Source organism: Klebsiella sp. G-Nf4 (assembly GCF_002810615.1).
GTDB classification, from domain to species: domain Bacteria; phylum Pseudomonadota; class Gammaproteobacteria; order Enterobacterales; family Enterobacteriaceae; genus Klebsiella; species Klebsiella variicola.
The window spans coordinates 309,934-329,241 of the sequence record NZ_PION01000003.1; the positions used below are offsets into that span (position 1 = coordinate 309,934).

Annotated in this window: 17 protein-coding genes and 2 tRNA genes; 8 read left to right on the top strand and 11 right to left on the bottom strand. The window is 45.7% G+C overall.

The features are described from left to right. Positions 1–721 precede the first annotated feature (721 nt). The 6 genes from CWM57_RS09755 (at position 722) to CWM57_RS09780 (ending at position 5,695) form a co-directional block, all read left to right on the top strand. Positions 722–1,393, top strand: coding sequence for a hypothetical protein (locus CWM57_RS09755; protein WP_100675346.1), 672 nt, complete (start codon positions 722–724; stop codon positions 1,391–1,393). Positions 1,394–1,397: 4 nt separating this feature from the next. Next, positions 1,398–1,703 (top strand): conjugal transfer protein TraD, encoded by a 306-nt coding sequence (locus CWM57_RS09760; RefSeq protein ID WP_004860249.1) that lies wholly within the window; start codon positions 1,398–1,400, stop codon positions 1,701–1,703. 549 nt (positions 1,704–2,252) lie between these two features. Continuing rightward, entirely contained in the window at positions 2,253–2,864 is a 612-nt protein-coding gene (locus tag CWM57_RS09765) for a type 4 pilus major pilin (RefSeq protein WP_165784176.1), read from the top strand. A gap of 115 nt (positions 2,865–2,979) precedes the next feature. After that, positions 2,980–3,549 (top strand): type 4 pilus major pilin, encoded by a 570-nt coding sequence (locus CWM57_RS09770; protein WP_087848987.1) that lies wholly within the window; start codon positions 2,980–2,982, stop codon positions 3,547–3,549. A 255-nt stretch (positions 3,550–3,804) separates the two neighbouring features. After that, on the top strand, positions 3,805–5,346 hold the full coding sequence (pilV, locus tag CWM57_RS09775; protein WP_100675344.1) for a shufflon system plasmid conjugative transfer pilus tip adhesin PilV: 1,542 nt from the start codon (positions 3,805–3,807) through the stop codon (positions 5,344–5,346). Between the two features lie 133 nt (positions 5,347–5,479). Then, complete coding sequence (locus CWM57_RS09780; RefSeq protein WP_100675343.1) at positions 5,480–5,695, top strand: hypothetical protein; 216 nt, start codon at positions 5,480–5,482, stop codon at positions 5,693–5,695. Positions 5,696–5,777: 82 nt separating this feature from the next. On the opposite strand, the gene CWM57_RS09785 is transcribed toward CWM57_RS09780, so the two are convergent. The 6 genes from CWM57_RS09785 to CWM57_RS28405 all read right to left on the bottom strand — a co-directional run bounded on the left by CWM57_RS09785 (position 5,778) and on the right by CWM57_RS28405 (position 14,093). After that, on the bottom strand, positions 5,778–8,738 hold the full coding sequence (locus CWM57_RS09785; protein ID WP_100675342.1) for a type III restriction-modification system endonuclease: 2,961 nt from the start codon (positions 8,736–8,738) through the stop codon (positions 5,778–5,780). Between the two features lie 9 nt (positions 8,739–8,747). After that, the gene (locus CWM57_RS09790) at positions 8,748–10,634 is read right to left on the bottom strand and encodes a site-specific DNA-methyltransferase (protein ID WP_100675341.1); all 1,887 of its coding nucleotides are present in this window, start codon (positions 10,632–10,634) and stop codon (positions 8,748–8,750) included. 179 nt (positions 10,635–10,813) lie between these two features. Continuing rightward, positions 10,814–12,085, bottom strand: a complete 1,272-nt coding sequence (locus tag CWM57_RS09795) for a tyrosine-type recombinase/integrase (RefSeq protein WP_100675763.1) — start codon at positions 12,083–12,085, stop codon at positions 10,814–10,816. 179 nt (positions 12,086–12,264) lie between these two features. After that, positions 12,265–12,340, bottom strand: a tRNA-Asn gene (locus CWM57_RS09800). 128 nt (positions 12,341–12,468) lie between these two features. Further along, entirely contained in the window at positions 12,469–13,905 is a 1,437-nt protein-coding gene (locus CWM57_RS09805) for an EmmdR/YeeO family multidrug/toxin efflux MATE transporter (RefSeq protein WP_165784170.1), read from the bottom strand. A gap of 8 nt (positions 13,906–13,913) precedes the next feature. Then, positions 13,914–14,093, bottom strand: coding sequence for a DUF5951 family protein (locus CWM57_RS28405; protein WP_219163281.1), 180 nt, complete (start codon positions 14,091–14,093; stop codon positions 13,914–13,916). A gap of 5 nt (positions 14,094–14,098) precedes the next feature. On the opposite strand from CWM57_RS28405, the gene CWM57_RS09810 reads away from it, so the two are divergent. After that, positions 14,099–14,174: transfer RNA gene (locus CWM57_RS09810), tRNA-Asn, on the top strand. A gap of 53 nt (positions 14,175–14,227) precedes the next feature. Here CWM57_RS09810 and CWM57_RS09815 read toward each other — a convergent pair. Both CWM57_RS09815 and CWM57_RS09820 read right to left on the bottom strand, forming a co-directional pair. Beyond that, the gene (locus CWM57_RS09815) at positions 14,228–14,560 is read right to left on the bottom strand and encodes a type II toxin-antitoxin system PemK/MazF family toxin (RefSeq protein WP_074385360.1); all 333 of its coding nucleotides are present in this window, start codon (positions 14,558–14,560) and stop codon (positions 14,228–14,230) included. Then, complete coding sequence (locus tag CWM57_RS09820) at positions 14,561–14,818, bottom strand: antitoxin (RefSeq protein ID WP_100630806.1); 258 nt, start codon at positions 14,816–14,818, stop codon at positions 14,561–14,563. It lies immediately after the preceding gene. Between the two features lie 527 nt (positions 14,819–15,345). Between CWM57_RS09820 and CWM57_RS09825 the strand changes: the two genes are divergently transcribed. Beyond that, entirely contained in the window at positions 15,346–16,446 is a 1,101-nt protein-coding gene (locus tag CWM57_RS09825) for an AarF/UbiB family protein (protein ID WP_100675340.1), read from the top strand. Here the strand turns inward: CWM57_RS09825 and CWM57_RS09830 are convergent. The 3 genes from CWM57_RS09830 to CWM57_RS09840 all read right to left on the bottom strand — a co-directional run bounded on the left by CWM57_RS09830 (position 16,443) and on the right by CWM57_RS09840 (position 19,211). After that, positions 16,443–17,414, bottom strand: coding sequence for a sensor domain-containing diguanylate cyclase (locus tag CWM57_RS09830; protein ID WP_061153976.1), 972 nt, complete (start codon positions 17,412–17,414; stop codon positions 16,443–16,445). The genes CWM57_RS09825 and CWM57_RS09830 overlap by 4 nt on opposite strands. Positions 17,415–17,620: 206 nt before the next feature. Next, positions 17,621–18,457, bottom strand: a complete 837-nt coding sequence (locus CWM57_RS09835; protein WP_064323654.1) for an alpha/beta fold hydrolase — start codon at positions 18,455–18,457, stop codon at positions 17,621–17,623. A 178-nt stretch (positions 18,458–18,635) separates the two neighbouring features. Further along, positions 18,636–19,211 carry a hypothetical protein gene (locus CWM57_RS09840; protein ID WP_100675339.1) on the bottom strand — a complete coding sequence of 192 codons (576 nt, stop codon included), beginning with the start codon at positions 19,209–19,211 and terminating at the stop codon, positions 18,636–18,638. Positions 19,212–19,308: the final 97 nt, after the last annotated feature.

The following is a 19,308-nucleotide window of genomic DNA, read 5'->3' on the forward strand; positions in this document are numbered from 1 at the left end:
CGCTGGGGTTGACGTTGACCTTGATTTTGTTTCCGAAGGAAACGGTTTTAGCCTGCGGCAGGCAACCGTCGGTAGACCCCACGGCATTAGAGCGAAGCGATAATGCGTAAGTGGGCATTGCTTTATTTTTATTTGCCATAAATGGCTCAAAAATAACGACGATGTATAACGTTTCTCTCTTATTAATTAATACCGCTAAACAGAAAGTCTGTAAAACGAACAGGGTAAAAACTTACTAATAACAGCCTTAAAACAGGACGAATGGCTGAGGTATAACGCTAATGTCTGCTTTTTCGGCTTTTAGATAGTGTCCGAAGGACAAAAGGAGTGTCAATACTTCCCGCCGTAAGGCGGGAAAACTAAGATCAGACTAAAAAACATAAAATAAAAATGTTGTTATGTGAAATTTTTTCTACAGGTTGGGAGATGAAATTGGAACGTTAAAATGTTCGGTTAAAACATTTTCATTAAAATGCAAAAATAAGTAACGGGGAGAGTATTGGATATTTTATGTTAGTGAACGCTCGCGTATGTGTTGCATAATTACATGTATAGGCTGTTGCACTTTTGTGTAAACATTATTTTTTTTGAGTCTTTGTAAAAAATAGAGTCCTAAATTTCTACTGGAAGGTGATGTATTATTGATTTCTTCCCTATTTTGACAAATAGCAAGAACTATAATAAGTAACACTTCATATTAAATAATAAAAAGGAGTGTTTAATGAATGTATTTAACAGCAATGATTATGAAAGGGCCTGCATATGGTATAAACGCACCAAATATTGCGTTGAAAAATTTAACATAAAAATAGAAATTCTAAGGGGGAAATTAGCAGTGGATTTACTGAATAATCAAAGTGTCAACTATTTTCATACCGATTACCAATCGATAATAGATAACTTTGAAACAGAGGTTTATCACATTATTGAAACATATGCTGTAGATCAGCAATACCTGCCATTTTTGTTTATGATAATTGAGGAATATGCTGATCTAATATATGACTCAACAAGCTTTGTTTTACGTGTGTTAAGTCACAATGGTTTTCATGAATCACACAATATTCCGACTTTTGGTTACGAAGTATATGAGGCTAAAGGTCTCTTAAATTTAGATATTGAAGATATAAAAGAGCAGACAATATATAAGTATCATAAAATGGATTTTTCCTATCATGACTGGCATTTTAAGTATGGTGAACAAGAGTTGATGAACTCATGTGCTGGTTTTGAGAGTCGAGTTGCAAGACTATTTAAAGATTATGGATTTGATAAAATTTGTATTCCTGTATTGATGGCAATTATTATTAATGAAGTGGATCACATTTACGGGTTTTCAGATTATGGTTTTCTAGAGTCTTTAATCAAAGCAATTGAAAACAGGATAAAGTGATTACATGGATACAGAGGATAAAAAAAAGAAAACAAAAAAATCATTACAGCAAAAAATTGCCAGTGCACAACTACGTCTTAATCGATTGCAACACAAATCAAAGGTTGAAGCCAAACAGATTGAAACACGTCAGAAGATCATTCTTGGTGCTGAAGTTGCAAAAGCAGTTGATAGTAATGTGTTTGATGTGGACAAAGAATTGGTTCTTGGTTTTCTTTTGGACATTGGCGATCTTAATGATGAAGAAGTGATTAAATATAAAAAGAAAGGGCGTGCATTTCTTCTTGAAATGAAGGGCAGGCAGATTTAATTATTCATATCTAACACCTATATATATTGCTGCATATTAATTTGACTGTTTATCATTCAGTGATGTATGTACATCATCATTATAGAATGAATAAGAGGTGTAGTGCTATGATATGTGAAATTATACAAGGGTTTAAAAATTTCGGATGGAATAAGAAAAATAAGGACATAAGCTCTTCGAAAAACAAGGCATTTGCCCGATTACAATGGATTACAAAAAAAGATCGTGGTGATATATAAAATTCTCATTTTAAATTAACTTTGGCATTGACTTTTAAATAATAAAATTATATATATTATTCATCACTCATAAAGTGATGCCATTAATACAGGTGAATAACTCCATATTCAATCTTGTAATTCTGTATTGGTGGTTTTTAATAAAGTCAGGAAGCTTGCTTCCAATAAAAGGGTTGGATAATCTCCAGCCCTTTTATTTTTTTATAAAGACTTATAAATGATAATGATGTAAATTTTTACCTGAACTTGATCCATATTATTTATGGATTACTTTATCTCTTGTCAGTTAAATACAGGAGTTATAAAGCAAATGAGAGAGTCAGTATTAGTTAAATATAGGAAAAGTCAAAAAGGATTTTCCCTGTTAGAGCTTTTGTTGGTTCTTGGGATTGTTGCAGCACTAATAGTCGCCTCATTTATCTGGTATCCGAAGGTAAGAGATGCAAGATATGTTGATATCGAAGCTAAACATATTGGACAGATTTATGCCTCTGTAAGGAATGTGTATGCCGGGCAACCTGACTACAGCGGGCTGGCAACAACTGCTGTAGCTATACCAGCACAATTTTTCCCGGATGATATGCTTTCCAAAAATATTACATGGGGAATATCATCATGGGGCGGCTATGTCGTCGTTGACGCTAATGATGTCAGTCCATCAGGACTGGCAGCATCATCATTTACAATAAGTTATTCAGATGTGCCTGATAGTGTTTGTATAAAGCTAATATCTGCTGTTGAAAGTTCCTTCTATAATATCTATGTTTCAAACCAAAAGGGTATAAATGGCAGTGGTGAATCAGCGGGTAAGAATTATGGAACAATGGTTAAACAAAATGGGGCTGGAACCGACATAACGCTAATGACATCCACCTGTAATAGTGGAGGTCAGAATAACAGGATTGTATTTCTGGCACTTTAAAGGTAAGCCGTTCATCAGTAAAACTGAACTAAAACTATTTTAGTGTCTTGTTTTTTATCTTACATCAACTATTTCTTTTATAACCTTACGATTACCAACAGGAGATATAAAGGAAATGAAAAAAACAGTATTAATTAAAAATCAAAAAAGCAGGAAAGGTTTTTCTCTCTTAGAATTATTGTTAGTTCTTGGGATCATCGCAGCATTAGTTGTTGCTGCTTTTATTGTATATCCTAAAGTTCAGGCTTCACAACGTGCACAGGCTGAAAGTAATAACATAGCAACAATACAAGCTGGTGTAAAAGCACTCTATACATCAGCATCCAGTTTTACCGGATTGACAAATACTGTTGCGGTTCAGGCGAAAATATTCCCAGATAATATGCTAAGTGGTTCAGGTTCTTCTGCAACACCTATCAATGCATTCAAAGGAAATGTTGTCGTGGCATCGGCAAATACAGGGCCTTCCGCAGCAACAGGCTCCTCATTTACAATAACCTATTCAAATGTGCCAGCAGCAGAATGTACCAAGATTATCACTGCAGCCGCAGGGAATTTCTATACAGCAGGTGTAGGAACAGCAGGTAATGTTAAAGCCGCAGGTGAAGTATTAGATGTTGCTAAAACCGCAACGCAGTGCCAAAGTGGTGGAAATAGTAATACGTTGATATTTACTTCTTTATAAAAGTAGCATCATAGCCATAGTGTTCCACCTTGCAATATGGTTATGATTTACCTCTATAACCTTTCATATGATTAAAGATGGTTAGTGCCATCTTTAGTTTTTCTGTTTTTGTATGCAATAAAAAGATAATGTATCCTCTGGTAATCCGTCTATCTATTATTAAATTTGTTTCATGTTTTTGCTGCTTTGATATCTTGATTTATTTAATCATTTTGATAATTGTAATATTTAAGAGCAATAAATTAAGGTGAAAAAATGAATATGATTAATGTAAAAAAAGGGTTTTCTCTGTTGGAACTTATATTGGCATTAGGTATTGGTAGTGCAATGGCCTTGTTGAAGTTTCAGGATATGAAGGCATCGCAAGAGGACTTTACGGCAAAAACAGCCGGAGAACAGATCAGACAAATTGGTGAAGCTGTTAATGGATACATTAACTTACGCTATGATAAACTTTCTACGTTAACATCGAGTAGTAGTCAGAGTAATGATCCGGGGCCAAGAACGTGTAATGCGTCAGAGTGCGAAATAACCTACCAGACACTAATAAATGAAGGACTTCTGCCTGTTTCTTATAGTGGTCTTAATATTTACAAGTCATCATATAAAATCTTACTAAAACGTAGCGGAACGACTCCTAACTATGTTATTAATGGTTTGGTTATAGCTACTACGGCATGGAAAGAGGGTGGGAAAACACGCTACGATCTCCTTGGGAAAGCAATGCAGACTGCTGGAGTGGATAGTGGTATGACTCAAAGTGCAACAGTTATTTCCGGGATGCAGGGGCAATGGCAGGAGTCTTCTTCTAATTTCAGTAATATTACGGGTAGTGGTTTACTTGGATTCAGAACGGGTTTTAATAGTGCATTATATTCTATATATTTACGCCGTGATGGAACTCTCCCCATGACAGGTGATTTAAATATGGGAGGCAATAATATTAATAATGCAAAAAATATTACTGCGTCCGGTACCGGTAGCTTCGGTGGGAATATCACATCAGGTGGCACGGTCACAGCCGCAGGGCAGGTGGTTGCTCATAATGGATATGGAGACACTATTGCGCTTGGTGGTGATGCTGCTGGAAATGATTATGAGATAAGATTAAGTAATGGAACTAAACCTCTGAGTATTTTTTCCCCAAATGCTGTAGATTATACCACTGTTTTAAATGTTTATAAAAATGCAAAGATACAGCAACGCCTTGCCACTAATGGTCTTGATCCTAATGATTTGCCTTCAGGCTGGAGTGGTGGTCTAAGAACCAATGATGTCTATGCTGCTGGTACGGTTGGTGCTGGTTCAGGTGGTGCTGTTAATGCCTATATGAACAGCAGCGGTAATATATACGCTTCCAATGATGTTAATGTCGGGCATCAGGTTAATGCTCAGTATGTCTGGGCCTCGGGTAATCTTAACTCTAACTATATTCATTCCAATGGTAATATTGATGCTGATGGCAGACTGAATGCAGGGGAGTTCCTATATATTAATGGGAAAGCAAATGTAGGAGCAAACTGTTCACCAAATGGTTTACAGGGCACGGATTCAACGGGATTGTTGTTGTCATGTGTCGGTGGTAAATGGGTTAAGACATCAGGTACAGCAGGTTTTTTTACAAAAAATCAAGGCTCTTGCTTGGTTAAGAATCCTGACACTAATGCTTGTTCATGTCCATCTGGAACAACAGCTTATGAATTATTTTATACTACATCTACTGAGCAATCAGGTGGAGGAAGTCATGGCGGTGGCACGACAGTGGTTAAAGATAGAATATTATACCAATGTAGATGACTTCTTTAATACAATCAAAAAATAAATTTGATATTCATCGGGATGTAATTATATAGTTAATATATCCCGATTTTATTACATTTTTATGTTTTACATTTCAGGAGAACTTAATTTAATATAACAGGAGAGAGTTATGAACAAAAAAATATTAGTATTGTTAGTTGTGTTAGGTTTTTCAGCTATGTCCAATGCCAGTGAACCAAAATATGCTTTCCCTCAATCGGATAAGCCTGTTATATCAAAAATTAAAATCAAAAATGCTCCTGTGGATTCAGGGAAATATGGGCATGGGGAAGTGTTAGCAAATGGGATGTGGGTTAAAGGTAATACTGCAAACCATAAGAATTAAACATAAATATAAGAATGTTTTTTTATTGTTAATTATCGATGCGTTGATATAAAGGGCCTTATGGCCCTTTTAATTTTATAAATCAAATAGTACTCATAACTTCATTAATGTTAATTGCTCTCATATATCTCGCTGGACTTTTGTTTTGTGTCTTGAGTGCGTCAAAATGAGCAGTTCCGCAAGTTATTTTAGCATATTCTTCATTACCAAGACCAATGAGTTTACTTTTTGTCTCAACAACAAAGTAAATATGGTCTTCACCTTTGTCTTCAATAACCAAAGCCCAGTCAGGATTGTAAGTCCCTAATGGTGTCGGGATTTTAAACCATCCCGGCAGCTTCACATAAAGCTTAACTTCATTCTGTTCTTCGAGTTCCTGAGCGAAACGGCCTTCGACTTCAGAATCTTTAGGAACGTATTCGTAAACTGACTTAGACGAGGTTTCAAACAGATTACGGGCATATCCTGTTAATTCTTTATCCATAAAAAGACTTTGCGCATACACATCTCCGTTTAGTGGATAATATTTAATACCATCGACAATTGACAGGCGTTTGCAGTAGTTGATTCGGCCTATAGCTTCACTGATAAACTGCTGTGGATTTTTAGCAAAATCAGCGAGTCTTCCACTCTCTTTCAGGATGGTGCTTAAACTGCGTCTTGTCAGTCCGGTTTTTTCCTGTAGAACACCAAGAATATCTGGCAGTGGCTGCTCTGCAACATCTATAACAGCGCTTGTTGTCCCATTAGACTGAGCTTTGACATCAAGTCCAGATTGACTTTGTTTGATTGTTGCTTTGCTGAAACTGACCATTGCTTTTGCTACAGGCTGTATTTCAGAAAGTGATTTTGTACAGGATTTGATTAATTCATCTTCATCAAATGCCAGACGGTAAAGTGTTTTTTGACAAATGCGCTGCCATAACGCTTCAAATTCCGGGCTGTTTAAGACCTCTTTCCGGTATTTGATTACTTTACGCTCATCAGCATTATTTATATTGAGTCGTCCTGCTGATTTACGCAGAATAGATTCAATTTGCTCCTGAAGAGGAATGAACCTTTCGCTAACAGCAAAAGTGCCATTGAGAAGAGTTTCTTTCAGGGTTTTAGTGATTTTTCCCGATTTTTCAAGATAACCTTCGGTCTGTAGTTCAGCCCAAATCTCATGTGAATCGGCAATACCCACAGCTTGTGAGGAATCAGAGAATATCAGATGGGCAAACGCATCTTTTTCGATAATACCAAAACGGATACCCGTTTCGCTCTCAATTTCAGACTGTAATCGTTCAGCGTAGGCTTCGTAATTTTCACTGGCAACGACAGTCAGAATGTTAATGCTGTCATCACGAACACGTTCACCTTCTTGGTTAACGCACAGGCGAAGACCACGGCCTAATGTTTGACGACGTTCTCGTTCACTTCCCATCTCTCGAAGGCTACAGATCTGGAATACATTGGGGTTATCCCAGCCTTCTTTCAAAGCAGAGTGTGAAAAAATAAACCTCACCGGATTCGAGAAACTCAAAAGCTTCTCTTTATTTTTCATGATGAGGTTATAACCGCGTTCCGCATTTTCGCGGCCTGCATTATTGCTTTCGGTTGTTTCAGCCCATCCACCTTTTTTATCAATGGAGAAATAACCATCATGAACGTCTTTAGCATGTTCTGGATGAGAAGGGAGCAAATCTTTATATGCGGGGCTTTTGATCGCTTTTAGATATTCTTCTTCAAAGATACGAGCATATTCACCCGGTTCACGAAGTCCTTCTTCATTAGTCTGGCGATAGAAATCAACCTTATCAATGAAGAACAGGGTGAGAACCTTGATTTGCTGGGAATTCAGGCGAAGTTCTTTATCAAGATGTTCACGAATTGTACGCCTAATCATATGACGCTGGATGAGCATCGGGTCAATATCACCCACGACATCACCCACTTGCATATAGTAGGTATTAGAAGGCGTCTCCAGTGTCAGATAGCCTTCTTTGCCCGTGCGGATCTCACTTATCCTGTATCCCTGATAAATATCACGCCCCGTTTCGTCATCAAGTGCCGTACCGTCATACACGGTAATCTCAGAACGATTCACGCCCCCTTTTTTATCGGCTATATCAACAATAACAGTCGCGCTAATGCTATTCTTCTTACTGTTAATACTGACCAGTTTTACATAGGGGCTATTGCTTGCATTCTGGACTTCAAGCCCGGCAACTTCAATTTGTTTGACCAGTTTCTGATTGTAAGCATCAATGGCATCGAGGCGATACACCATATGATGTTTATGCACATGTGTCGCTGAATAGCGTAAGGTGAACATTGGGTGCATAGCATCAAGTGCGGTTTTACCCGCACCATTTAAGCCACCATCAACACTTTGCGGTTCATCGACAATAATAATTGGACGTGTAGCACGTATCAGATCAATTGGCTTATCCAGATCGTCAACGGTTGTTTTTTCACTGGACTGATAGAGCTTATTAACGTCTTTTTTGTTAATCGCGCCTACCGTCATTACCATGATCTGCATAACAGAGCTGGTTGCAAAATTTCGCACATCCGCAGGTTTAGACGAGTCATACAGGTAGTATTCGTATGGAACTCCCGCATAAAGGCTTTTGAAATGTTCTTCAGTGATTTGTAGTGTTTTATAAACGCCTTCCTTAATGGCAACGGAAGGAACCACAATGATAAATTTACTCATGCCATATCGTTTGTTCAGCTCCAGCATGGTGCGAAGATAAACATACGTTTTACCTGTCCCTGTTTCCATTTCAACAGTAAAATCGTGACTGTCAAGCACAGGTGAAGGAGGAAGCTGATTTTTCAACTGAATACTGTTTAAGTTTTTCAGCAGAACATCATCTTCGGGTATCTGTGGGTTTACAGGCATTGAACCTGTTGCGCCTTCAAATGAGAGTGCACCCTGAGCTGGGGCCAGCACAGTCATTTCGCTCTCCCACTTCTCCTGTCCCACAAACAAATCACAGACCGAAGTTATGGCGTTTTGCTGATAGGTAAGGTCAGATTCAAAATGTAGTTTCATCTCATTCCCTTACAGGCTGTGCAGGTTAGTCAGGCCGTGTTGTTCCAGAATGGCGCAAAGATTTGTTTTAGCGACGTTATTTTCAAACGCATCATCAAGGAAATAGCAGACCGTATCTTTCCCAACTTTTAAACTCTTATGCCAGTCGATGATCCCCTTGGTCAGTTCTTCTACTGAAGATGCAGGGATTTGTTTAGCAAAGCAGGTAAACAATTTGCCACCGTCAACGCAAGAAACGGTTAATCCATCAAACTGACGGGTTTCAATGTTTACACTCAGGTCGATGCCACGTTTTAGCATTAACTCTGTGAGTAAATCTTCTTCACTACGGCCTTCAAGGATTGGGCTTACATAGGCATCAATCTGTTCTGACAAACTTTCAGCAGTCGCTTCCCACGGACGGATGTTAGATGTATCGAGTTTAAAAACACGAAAACCAACGTCACCTTTCCACTCTGGATTGTCTTCACGAACCTTTTTACCCGCGCGGCGGAGGCGCTCTTTGGTTAGTTCTGATATTGTATGGTATTTTTCATCATCTATTTTTTCAGGTAATTGCACAGCAATATATCGGCGTGAACCACTGTCAGCAATATTTTTATTCAAAGTTGCGTGAGCCGTGGTACCTGACCCAGCGAAAAAATCTAGGATAATACAATTTTTATCATTGGTTGTTGCTAAGTGTAATATTCTATCTAATAATCTCAATGGTTTAGGCGTGTCAAAGAATACAGATTCTCCCTCCATGAGTTTTTTTAGTTCCTGCTTGGCCTCTTGATTATGGCCACATTCTTTATATGACCACCATGTTGTAGGAACAACACCATCTTGGACCTCAGTCAGGAATCTTTTGATTGATGGAACATTATTACCATTTTCTCCAAACCAGATTTTATTTTCTTTACACAATTCTGCAAAACGTTTTTCAGAAACCTGCCAGCATCTACTGGCGGGAGGAGTTACAATACGTCCTGATGGTGTGGTAATTGAGTAATCATTAGCCTTGGAATAAGTTTTGACTGATAAATCTACAGACTTCCAAACTCCACGAGGGTCATTGTCGGGGTTTTTATATGCTGCATTTTGTTCGTCTGATCTTGGTAGAAAATCTATGTTCCAACCATTTGCATCATTTTTTGAGGCCTTCCGTTGCTTTGCATATACTAAAATATGATCATGCATATCACTAAAATATGTTGCATCATTTTGAGGTGAGTATTTTTTTTGCCATACAATATTAGCAACAAAGTTCTCTTCACCAAAGATTTCCGAGCAAACTTTTTTTAAATTATCAACTTCAGCATCATCAATGGAAATGAAAATAACCCCATCTTCTTTCAACAAGTTTCTTGCAAGTTTTAAACGTGGGTAAATCATATTTAACCAATCAGTATGGTAACGTCCACTGGTTTCTGTATTTGTGCTTAAACGTGCTCCATCTTCTGTCTGTCCAGTAATTTCAAGATAATTTTTCATATTATCTTGGAAGTTATCAGGATAGACAAAATCTTTACCGGTATTGTAAGGCGGATCAATATAAATAAGCTTAACTTTTCCGGCATAACTTTTTTGAAGAAGCTTTAACACTTCAAGGTTATCACCTTCGATCATGAGGTTTTTGGTGTTATGCCAATCAACGCTTTCATCTTTACATGGGCGTAAGGTGCCACGAGAAGGCGTGAGAGCAAGCTGACGCGCCTGACGTTTACCATGCCAGTTCAGGCCATAGCGCTCTTCTTTGTCGTCTACATTTTCACCCAAGAGCTGTCTTAAAACGTCAAAATCAATACCGTTTTCATTAAATGCTTCAGGAAACAAAGAGTTAAGTTTGCTGATATTATCTTCAGTGATATTCATTGATTGTAGTTCTGTCATATCAGAAGTTATTTTTTTCATAAAAAGTATCCGTCATGAGGTCACGGGAAATCAGTGTCCGAAATTGGTAAGCATTTTACGGTATGAAGTGATAGCCATCAACCAGTGATGGCTATTCAAACATATCTAAAACAAAGGGTTACATGCTGCTATATGATGGGTTATCAAACAGTTAGCCGTAATTTTCTAACTCATAATGTTCACCTTTGGGCAAACTCAAACGGCCTGACCATATCGTTTCGATTGGCATCAAGGAAGTCAGCCCACCACTGGAGCATCAGTCGGCGCTGGTCAAGGTGCTTGGCCTTGTGGGTATAAGCAGCCCGGACACTATTGCTTTCCTTATGGCTCATTTGAAGCTCTACAGCGTCTTCTGACCATAAACCAGACTCAATTAAGGCACTACAGGCCAGTGTGCGGAAACCGTGTCCACAGATGTCCTGCTTCGTGTTATATCCCATATTACGTAGAGCTTTGTTGATGGTGTTTTCACTCATGGGCTTAAATGAGTCATAACAGCCAGTAAAAATTAATCCGTCATCATGACCTTCTTCATAAGTCAGTTGTCGGATCTCATTCAGTATCTTCATGGCTTGCTTACAAAGGGGAACGAAGTGTTTACGCTTCATTTTGGCACCACGAGTCGAATGTTTCACATTTTCAATGGCTTCACGCTGTTCGGGTATCACCCACAACTTACTTTTGAAATCAATTTCAGACCAGCGAGCAAAACGTAGTTCACTGGAACGAATGAAAATCATCAGATTGAGCTGAATAGCCAGTATGGTTAACCTGCGGCCTTTGTATTCGGCAATTTTTTTCAGTAGTTGGGGTATTTCTTCCAGCTCCAGTGCAGGGCGGTGTTCAGTCTGTGGTTTCTGAACAGCACCTTCCATATCATACGCAGGGTTATGGCGTATGAGTTTCTGCTGAACAGCATGACGAAGGATCGCCGTAATGTATTGTTGAATGCGCATGGCAACTTCAAGATAACCAAGAGCCTCAACTTTTTTCACTGGAACCAGCAGATCACCCGTATCAAGCTCGGCAACATCTTTATCGCCAATTGTCGGGAAGACATAGGTTTCAAGGCGCTTCCATACGGAATCACCATAATCTTTAGACCATTTTGTTTTCGTGGAGAACCAAGCTTTAGCCACCACAGTGAAGGTGCGTGTCTTATCACGCTTGGCCTTTAGTTCTTTAACCTCTGCTTGTTTCTTTGCATTAGGGTCAATGCCCTGAGCAAGAAGCCTTCTGGCCTCATCACGACGTTGTCTTGCATCAGAAAGAGAAACAGCAGGGTAAACACCAATAGAAAAGAGTTTTTGCTTCCCTTCGAAGCGGTAAGCCATTTGCCAGTATTTGGAACCCTTCGGGGTAACGCGAAGGAACATGCCAAAGCCATCGGTCAGCTTGTATTCCTTTTCAAGGGGCTTGGCGTTTTTTACTTTAGTATCAGTAAGTGGCATAACGGCATCCCCCGTTTGTTGGTAAAAATGCAATCGAACTACCATTACCAACATATTTACCAGCAAATGGGTATGGCTTCGAGTGGTTTTTAGTGAACGAGAGTGAACGTGAAAGAAGGGATAACCAACTGATAGAAATGCAGAAAGCAGACGTCAGTGAACGTCTGCTTCCCTTAAATTGGCTCCTCTGACTGGACTCGAACCAGTGACATACGGATTAACAGTCCGCCGTTCTACCGACTGAACTACAGAGGAATCGTGTGAACGGGGCGCATATTATCGATGACGCCCGGCGCTGTCAAAGCCTGTTTTCAATAAAATGAATCGTTTGCCGAATTATTCTTCACTTTGCGCAAAAAATGGCGTTCATCCCCGCAAACGGCTCAGGTTTCCTCCGACGTGGCCTTCACGCGCGGGTACTTCCACAGCCAGCGACCGCTCACCATGCGGAAGTAAAACAGTACGCCGCGCACCGCCCAGTCGAGCACCATCCCTAACCACACGCCAATCACGCCCATCCCCAGCACGATACCCAGCGTATAGCCCGCCACCACCCGGCAGCCCCACATCCCCAGCATCGACACCCACATGGTATAGCGTACGTCGCGGGCCCCCTTAAACGCGCAGGGTAAGGTCCACGACAGCGACCAGATTGGCATAAACAGGGCGTTGAGCCACAGCAACTGCTTCACCACCTCTTTCACGTCATCTTCATGGGTATAGAACGAGGCAATAAGACCGGCGAACGGGGCGCTACCCCAGGCGATCAGCGTCAGAATGATCGTCGACAGCCAGAACACGTGCCAGGCCTGGAATTCAGCCTGACCAATCTGCCCTTTCCCCAGTCGCTTGCCGGTGATGATCGTCGAGGCGGAGCCGAGGGCGTTGCCCGGCAGGTTAATCAGCGAGGCCACTGAAAAAGCGATAAAGTTGCCGGCGATAACGTTGGTGCCCATCCCGGCGACAAACATCTGGGTCAGCAGCTTGCCGCCATTGAACAGGACCGATTCGATACTGGCCGGGATGCCGATCCCCATCACCTCCCAGATAATGGCGAAGTTAAAGGGTTTAAAGTAGCTCTTCAGCGACAACCGCAGCGCCGGATTGAGTCCCACCATCAGCACCCATATAGTCGCCACGGCGCCAATATAGCGGGCAATGGTCAGCCCAAGACCGGCGCCGACAAACCCCAGCCCCGGCCAGGAGAAGATGCCATAGATGAGCACGCTGCTGATTAAGATGTTGAGGATATTCATCCCGCCGTTGATCAGCAGCGGGATTTTGGTGGTTCCGGCGCCGCGCAGTGCACCGCTACCGATCAGCGCTATCGCCGCCGCCGGATAGCTCAGCGCCGTCAGCTCCAGATAGGTCAGCGCGAGCGCCTTGACCTGCGCAGTGGCGTCACCGGCAACAAAATCAATAATCTCCTGACCAAAGGCATGGATCACTCCCGCCAGTAAAATGGAAAACAGCGTCATAATGGCCAGCGACTGACGCGCGGCCGCTCTCGCCCGCCGCCGATCGCGCTTGCCAAGGCTAAAAGCCACCACCACCGTGGTACCAAGATCGATGGCGGCAAAGAACGACATGATCACCATGTTAAAGCTATCGGCCAGCCCCACCCCGGCCATGGCCTCTTTTCCCAGCCAGCTGACAAGGAAGGTGCTCAATACCCCCATCAACAGCACACAGGCATTTTCCAGCAAAATGGGGACAGCGAGAGGGCTGATTTCGCGCCAGTACAGCACACGATAACGCTGACGTTTTTTAAACCAGGATGTCCGTTCGACAGCCTGGCGTACGGCGGAGGTGACGTTCAAGAGAGACCTTAGTGAGAGATGTTGAAACAACATTTCAAATGATGATTGAGAAATGGATATCCTGCAAAGTATTTTTCCTGAATAATTGTCGGAAATGACAACAAATTGTTGATGGAAGCGGCAGTTGCACCTGAACAGGCGAATTGATGTTTGACAAAAGATTTTTCGCCGCTAAGATACGACTCCACACGATTCCTCTGTAGTTCAGTCGGTAGAACGGCGGACTGTTAATCCGTATGTCACTGGTTCGAGTCCAGTCAGAGGAGCCACATTTAAAAAGCCTGCTTTCGAGCAGGCTTTTTGCTTTTTTGCGTCGCTGACGTTAACTGAGAATCGCATCCAGCCTGGCAAGCACCTCATTGATAACGGCGTCAGGTATGCGTTCCAGACGCTTGCCGTTCCGGGCCGCCATATCGATAGTTCTGGGCTGGTCGCAGCGAATAACACCTGTTGTTTTGGTCCCCGCTTCTTCCAGTGAGACCGTGAAACCTGCTGTACGTGCAAAGTGTCCGCCGCTGGTGACGGGAACCACGACCGGTAGTCGGGTCAGCTTGTTAAACGATGCCTTCGATACAATGAGTACCGGACGTTTTCCACTTTGCTCGTGGCCAGCAATCGGATCCAGTGAAACAAGCCAGATTTCCCCTCTGTCCATTTACATGATCTCCTTGCCCACCGCAGGCGCATCAATCCATTCCCGATCCTCTTCGCTCATTTCGGCGTGCGGATCACACTGCGCCAACAGTTCCTCAAGCGAATAATGGGGCCGTTTCTGCGGTTCAATAATCAGGCAGCCATTATCTATAGTCATACCCACTTCGCTGTCTGTCGACAGCTCCAGCGCTTTCAGCACGGCGGGAGGAACCGCCAGCATGATGGATCCGCCAACCCTTTTCAGGCGAGTTTTGTACATAGAGGACCTCCGAATATTATATTTTAATATAACATTCAGGGTGGATTGTGCACAATTCCTCATCAGATTCATGGTGATTTCCTTAGCGTAATAAACCGTCATCCATCGAAGGACAGATCCCAGTTTTCAGCGGTGTGATGACCTGTAAAACGGCAACCATCCTGATACATCGGATACTTCTCGCAGGTCAGGAAGCATTGTGTGCAGGCGAGAACTGATTTCGTCGTAAGAAGACCGATGATAGAAAACGTTTTTTGTGGTTCAAAAGATTATGGCGAATCAGATAAACAAAATGCGGCGCAGCTTCCGTATCCGGGTTGCGCCGGAGGGATATCAGGGGTAGCGCGAAGGCCAGATTTGCTCAGGTGCGATGCCTTCCCTGCCGCCTCCCTACGCCCCGAGTATCCTCCGTGAACATACCCCAGCTCAGCCTGAAAAAGCCCCCGCCAGTAGGATGAATTCTCTGCCGTTTGCGGGTGAGATAGCGTGGATTATCCACGCTGTCTAACGTTATACCCGGAGGCACCATGAACCTCAGACAACAGCAACAGCAGGCGTTCGATCGCAGCGGAGAACCCCTTATCGTCGGCGACGTCAGCCACTGCCCGCTGCCACCCGAAACCCTCGCCGCGCTGGGCCCCGATTCACCCTATGTAGTGCAGGTATACGGCTCGGGACTGACCGGCGAGGTTTACCGGCTGCGCATCGCCGGCAAGGAGTACAATTTAAAAAAACGACGCGCCGTCGCCGGCGTCGCCAACCTCAACGGCCAGCTGTCGTTTTTAAATGAAGTGCAGCGCCGGCAGGCGTTGCAGCGGCTGAAGGATAACCCGGTCACCGCCCCGCGCTTCACCCACATCGTTCCGACGCTGTATGCCGATTATCGCCTCGGCATCCTGCTCTCGCCGTGGATCGATGGCGAGCTGATTCACCAGCTGACCCCGACGCTGATCGCCCAGCTATTTACGACCCTGGAGGCCTGCGAAGAACAGGGGCTGATGGAGTGGGATCTCTGTCGTGGAAATCTGCTGGTGGACCGTCAGGAGCAGTTGTGGCTGTTCGATTTTGGCTACATGTATCCCTTCGATCCGCTCAGGGAATTCAACAGCAACGGTCTGGCCGATCCGCTGTTTCACTTTGTCGAGCGCTTTGAGACCCGCTTCTTTTTTAGCTGGCTGATGACCCAGGTTCCCGGCGCGGAGAAGCAGCTGGCGCACTATCGCGATCTAAAGCGGCTGGCGCTCGAAAGCTACCAGCGCAAGCTCGCCTGGCTCCGCGCCCGGCGGGCCGCCCCGCAGGTGCAGGCCCATTTTCAGCAGATAACGGCGCGCTGGGCGTCGGCGCTGGCGGACCCAGCCGCGCTGAGCCGGTTATTTGCCGTGGAGGCTTTCCGCTCCCACGTGCTGGATATCGAAGACGATCTGCATGGCCAGTCGTGTACCTTACTCACCCTGCAACGCATCGACTGGGTGCTAAACCAACTGGAACAGCATTATCGCTTTATCGCCGACGAAGGCGGTCTGTTTTACGATAACGAAGGCAAATCACAGCAGGCGCTGCTCAGCAGCTATGCGCAGAAGCGGCAGCAGGCGCAGCGGTACCTGCAGAACACCTCCACGCCAGGTTAGCGACGCTCGCGACCCTGCTTCTGCTTCGCCTGGTACATCAGCCGGTCAGCGGTGGCCACCAGCGCGTTGAGACTGGGGTGGCTGGCGGGATCGTACTCGACGCAGCCCCAGGAGAACGCCAGCTGCCAGGGGTTGGCCGCCTGCTGATTGAAACGGGCCACGTTGTGACTGAGCGTCTCCATCGCTGTCGCGGCGTCGTGGCGGCTGGTATTGGCGAACAGAATGATAAATTCGTCCCCACCCTGCCTGGCGAGGATATCGGACTCACGGAAGGCCGCTTTCATCAAATCGGCGATGGCGATCAGCGCGCGGTCGCCCTCTTCATGTCCCCAGGTATCGTTGATGTGCTTGAAGCGATCGAGGTCGACAAAGGCAAGGCTTACCGGCTCATGGCGGCGCTGGGCCGTCAGCAGGGCATACTCGGCCAGGGTGAGGAATCCCCGGCGATTAAACAGTCCCGTCAGCTCATCCGAGGTTGCCGCATCCAACACCTTGAACTCATCCTCCACGATCGCCGCCAGATCGCTTAAGATCTGCATTTCATGGGCGGAAAATGAACGCGGCTGGTGATCCATCAGACAGAACGATCCGACGGTCGCGCCATCCGGCAGTTGCACTGGATACCCGGCGTAAAAGCGGATAAACGGCGCCGCAATGACCAACGGGTTATCGTGAAAGCGCTCGTCCTGCTGCATGTCGTTGACGATAAGCGGGTCGGTTTGCAGGATGGTATGGGCGCAAAATGAAATATCTCTCGGCACCGTGTCCACATCGAGGCCGGCACAGGACTTGATATGCAGGAGATCTTCCCCCACCAGACTGATGGACGCCACCGGCAGGTTATACAGCGAACGGGCAAGCCTGGTCAGGCGATCGAAGCGTTCTTCTTTTCCGCTATTCAACAGCCCGGAAGAGCGTAGCGATTGCAAGCGACGCTGCTCGTCGGGATGAAGTCCGGCTAATTTCATTGTCTCTCTCTTGTCTCTTGCGCAGAATTCCGCCGGGTTTCTACAGAGAAACCCGGCGTTTTATCCTGCCAGGGGGAAAATAGTCGTCAGGTATCCCATGAGTTAAGCAGATTTCCCCTGCTCGTCAACCAGCGCCCCCCGGCGACTGGCGGCCAGGGCGCTGGCGGAATGCCATTAACGGCATTCTGCCCGGCAAAGGGGGAAGATCAGGCGCGGATAAACGCCAGCAGATCGGCGTTGATGGTATCGGCGTGGGTGGTGTGCATCCCGTGCGGGAAGCCAGGATAAATGATCAGCTGGCTGTTTGGCAGTAGCTTGTCCTGCAGGATGGCCGCATTTTTATAGGGAACCACCTGGTCGTCATCCCCCTGCAACACCAGCACCGGCAAGGTGATCGACTTAAGGTCTTCCGTCTGGTCGGTCTCTGAAAACGCCTTGATGCCTTCATAATGGGCCTTGGCGCTGCCGATCATTCCCTGTCGCCACCAGTTCTGGATCGTCCCCTGCGACACTTCAGCTCCGTCACGATTGAAGCCATAGAACGGGCCAGAGGCGACGTCGAGATAGAACTGGGCGCGGTTCGCCGCCAGCGCTTTGCGGAAACCGTCAAACACCTCGATCGGCGTACCGCCCGGATTCTGCTCGGTTTTCACCATCAGCGGCGGGACGGCGCTGATCAATACCGCTTTCGCCACCCGGCCCTGCGGCTGGCCGTAGCGGGCGACGTAGCGGGCGACCTGGCCGCCGCCGGTGGAGTGCCCGACGTGGACCGCATTGTGCAGATCCAGATGTTCCACTACCGCCGAAACGTCCGCCGCATAATGGTCCATATCGTGCCCCTCGCTAACCTGATCGGAGCGGCCATGACCCCGACGGTCGATAGCGATGACCCGGAAACCTTCGGCAAGGAAAAACAACATCTGGTTATCCCAGTCGTCGGCGCTCAGGGGCCAGCCGTGATGAAAGACAATCGGCTGAGCTTCCTTTGGACCCCAGTCTTTGAAGTAAATGTTGACGCCGTCTTGGGTGGTGACAAATGCCATATTACAGACTCCTCTTTCAGGATAACCAGCCTGCAGGCCCGAGCCTGGGCTGAATGCCGACGGCGGCCGGCAGGAGTGCCGACCGCACAGGAATGTGATGCCTGTAACAGTGTAGAAGAAATTTGTCACCACGCCGGGTGAGTTACCCCGTCTCGTTTCATTTGCCTCCCGGACTCACTTACGCTGCACTCTCCTGCTGCCTGATGCGCACGATCAGCGCGCCGAGCAGCGACAGGTCCAGCAGCACGGCGAAGGCGAAGCACACGCCGCTGCGCCCGGCCCCGGCAGTGTGTTGGGCCAACAGCGTCGCCACGATGACCACGACCACGCTCAGCAGCGTTGCGCCATCGACTCTGGGCCCACACTGCGCCGACCGTCCCGCCGCAATTCGCCAGGCGACAGCCGCCCCCGCCCCGCCGCACGCCACGCCCGGCAGCATGGCGGACCAGTCCTGCCCGCCATACCAGGCCACCAGCGCCAGCAGCCAGCCGGCCGCTGATAGCAGAAAGGCCCAGCGCGTCGCCGCCAGGGGCGAGCGATAAAGCCAGGACTGCCCGCGTGTGGATCCCCACCCGGCGCCGAAGGCGGCGACTAGCGCCGTCAGCAGACTCAGCGCGCCGGTCACTCCGATAACGGGAACCATGTTTAACAGCAAGACTCCGGCGGCAAAAGCCACGCTCAGGGCGATGGCGCGGCCACGCGGCTCGATCATCCCCGCCGCGTCCGCGGCGGTGTAGCGGCTTACAACGTGCATAATTGACTCCTGACAGGCGAAGCAGCATGAATTTAATTCATGCCACTGTCTTTACATGCCCGTAGCCTAGCGCCACTATATTGCCTTACACAAACGC

Bases quoted from the DNA above. Each gene is read 5' to 3' on its own strand.
- CWM57_RS09755 (WP_100675346.1), top strand. From the start codon at position 722: ATGAATGTATTTAACAGCAATGATTATGAAAGGGCCTGCATATGGTAT.
- CWM57_RS09760 (WP_004860249.1), top strand. From the start codon at position 1,398: ATGGATACAGAGGATAAAAAAAAGAAAACAAAAAAATCATTACAGCAA.
- CWM57_RS09765 (WP_165784176.1), top strand. From the start codon at position 2,253: ATGAGAGAGTCAGTATTAGTTAAATATAGGAAAAGTCAAAAAGGATTT.
- CWM57_RS09770 (WP_087848987.1), top strand. From the start codon at position 2,980: ATGAAAAAAACAGTATTAATTAAAAATCAAAAAAGCAGGAAAGGTTTT.
- pilV (WP_100675344.1), top strand. From the start codon at position 3,805: ATGAATATGATTAATGTAAAAAAAGGGTTTTCTCTGTTGGAACTTATA.
- CWM57_RS09780 (WP_100675343.1), top strand. From the start codon at position 5,480: ATGAACAAAAAAATATTAGTATTGTTAGTTGTGTTAGGTTTTTCAGCT.
- CWM57_RS09785 (WP_100675342.1), bottom strand. From the start codon at position 8,738: ATGAAACTACATTTTGAATCTGACCTTACCTATCAGCAAAACGCCATA.
- CWM57_RS09790 (WP_100675341.1), bottom strand. From the start codon at position 10,634: ATGAAAAAAATAACTTCTGATATGACAGAACTACAATCAATGAATATC.
- CWM57_RS09795 (WP_100675763.1), bottom strand. From the start codon at position 12,085: ATGCCACTTACTGATACTAAAGTAAAAAACGCCAAGCCCCTTGAAAAG.
- CWM57_RS09815 (WP_074385360.1), bottom strand. From the start codon at position 14,560: ATGGACAGAGGGGAAATCTGGCTTGTTTCACTGGATCCGATTGCTGGC.
- CWM57_RS09820 (WP_100630806.1), bottom strand. From the start codon at position 14,818: ATGTACAAAACTCGCCTGAAAAGGGTTGGCGGATCCATCATGCTGGCG.
- CWM57_RS09825 (WP_100675340.1), top strand. From the start codon at position 15,346: ATGAACCTCAGACAACAGCAACAGCAGGCGTTCGATCGCAGCGGAGAA.
- CWM57_RS09830 (WP_061153976.1), bottom strand. From the start codon at position 17,414: ATGAAATTAGCCGGACTTCATCCCGACGAGCAGCGTCGCTTGCAATCG.
- CWM57_RS09835 (WP_064323654.1), bottom strand. From the start codon at position 18,457: ATGGCATTTGTCACCACCCAAGACGGCGTCAACATTTACTTCAAAGAC.
- CWM57_RS09840 (WP_100675339.1), bottom strand. From the start codon at position 19,211: ATGCACGTTGTAAGCCGCTACACCGCCGCGGACGCGGCGGGGATGATC.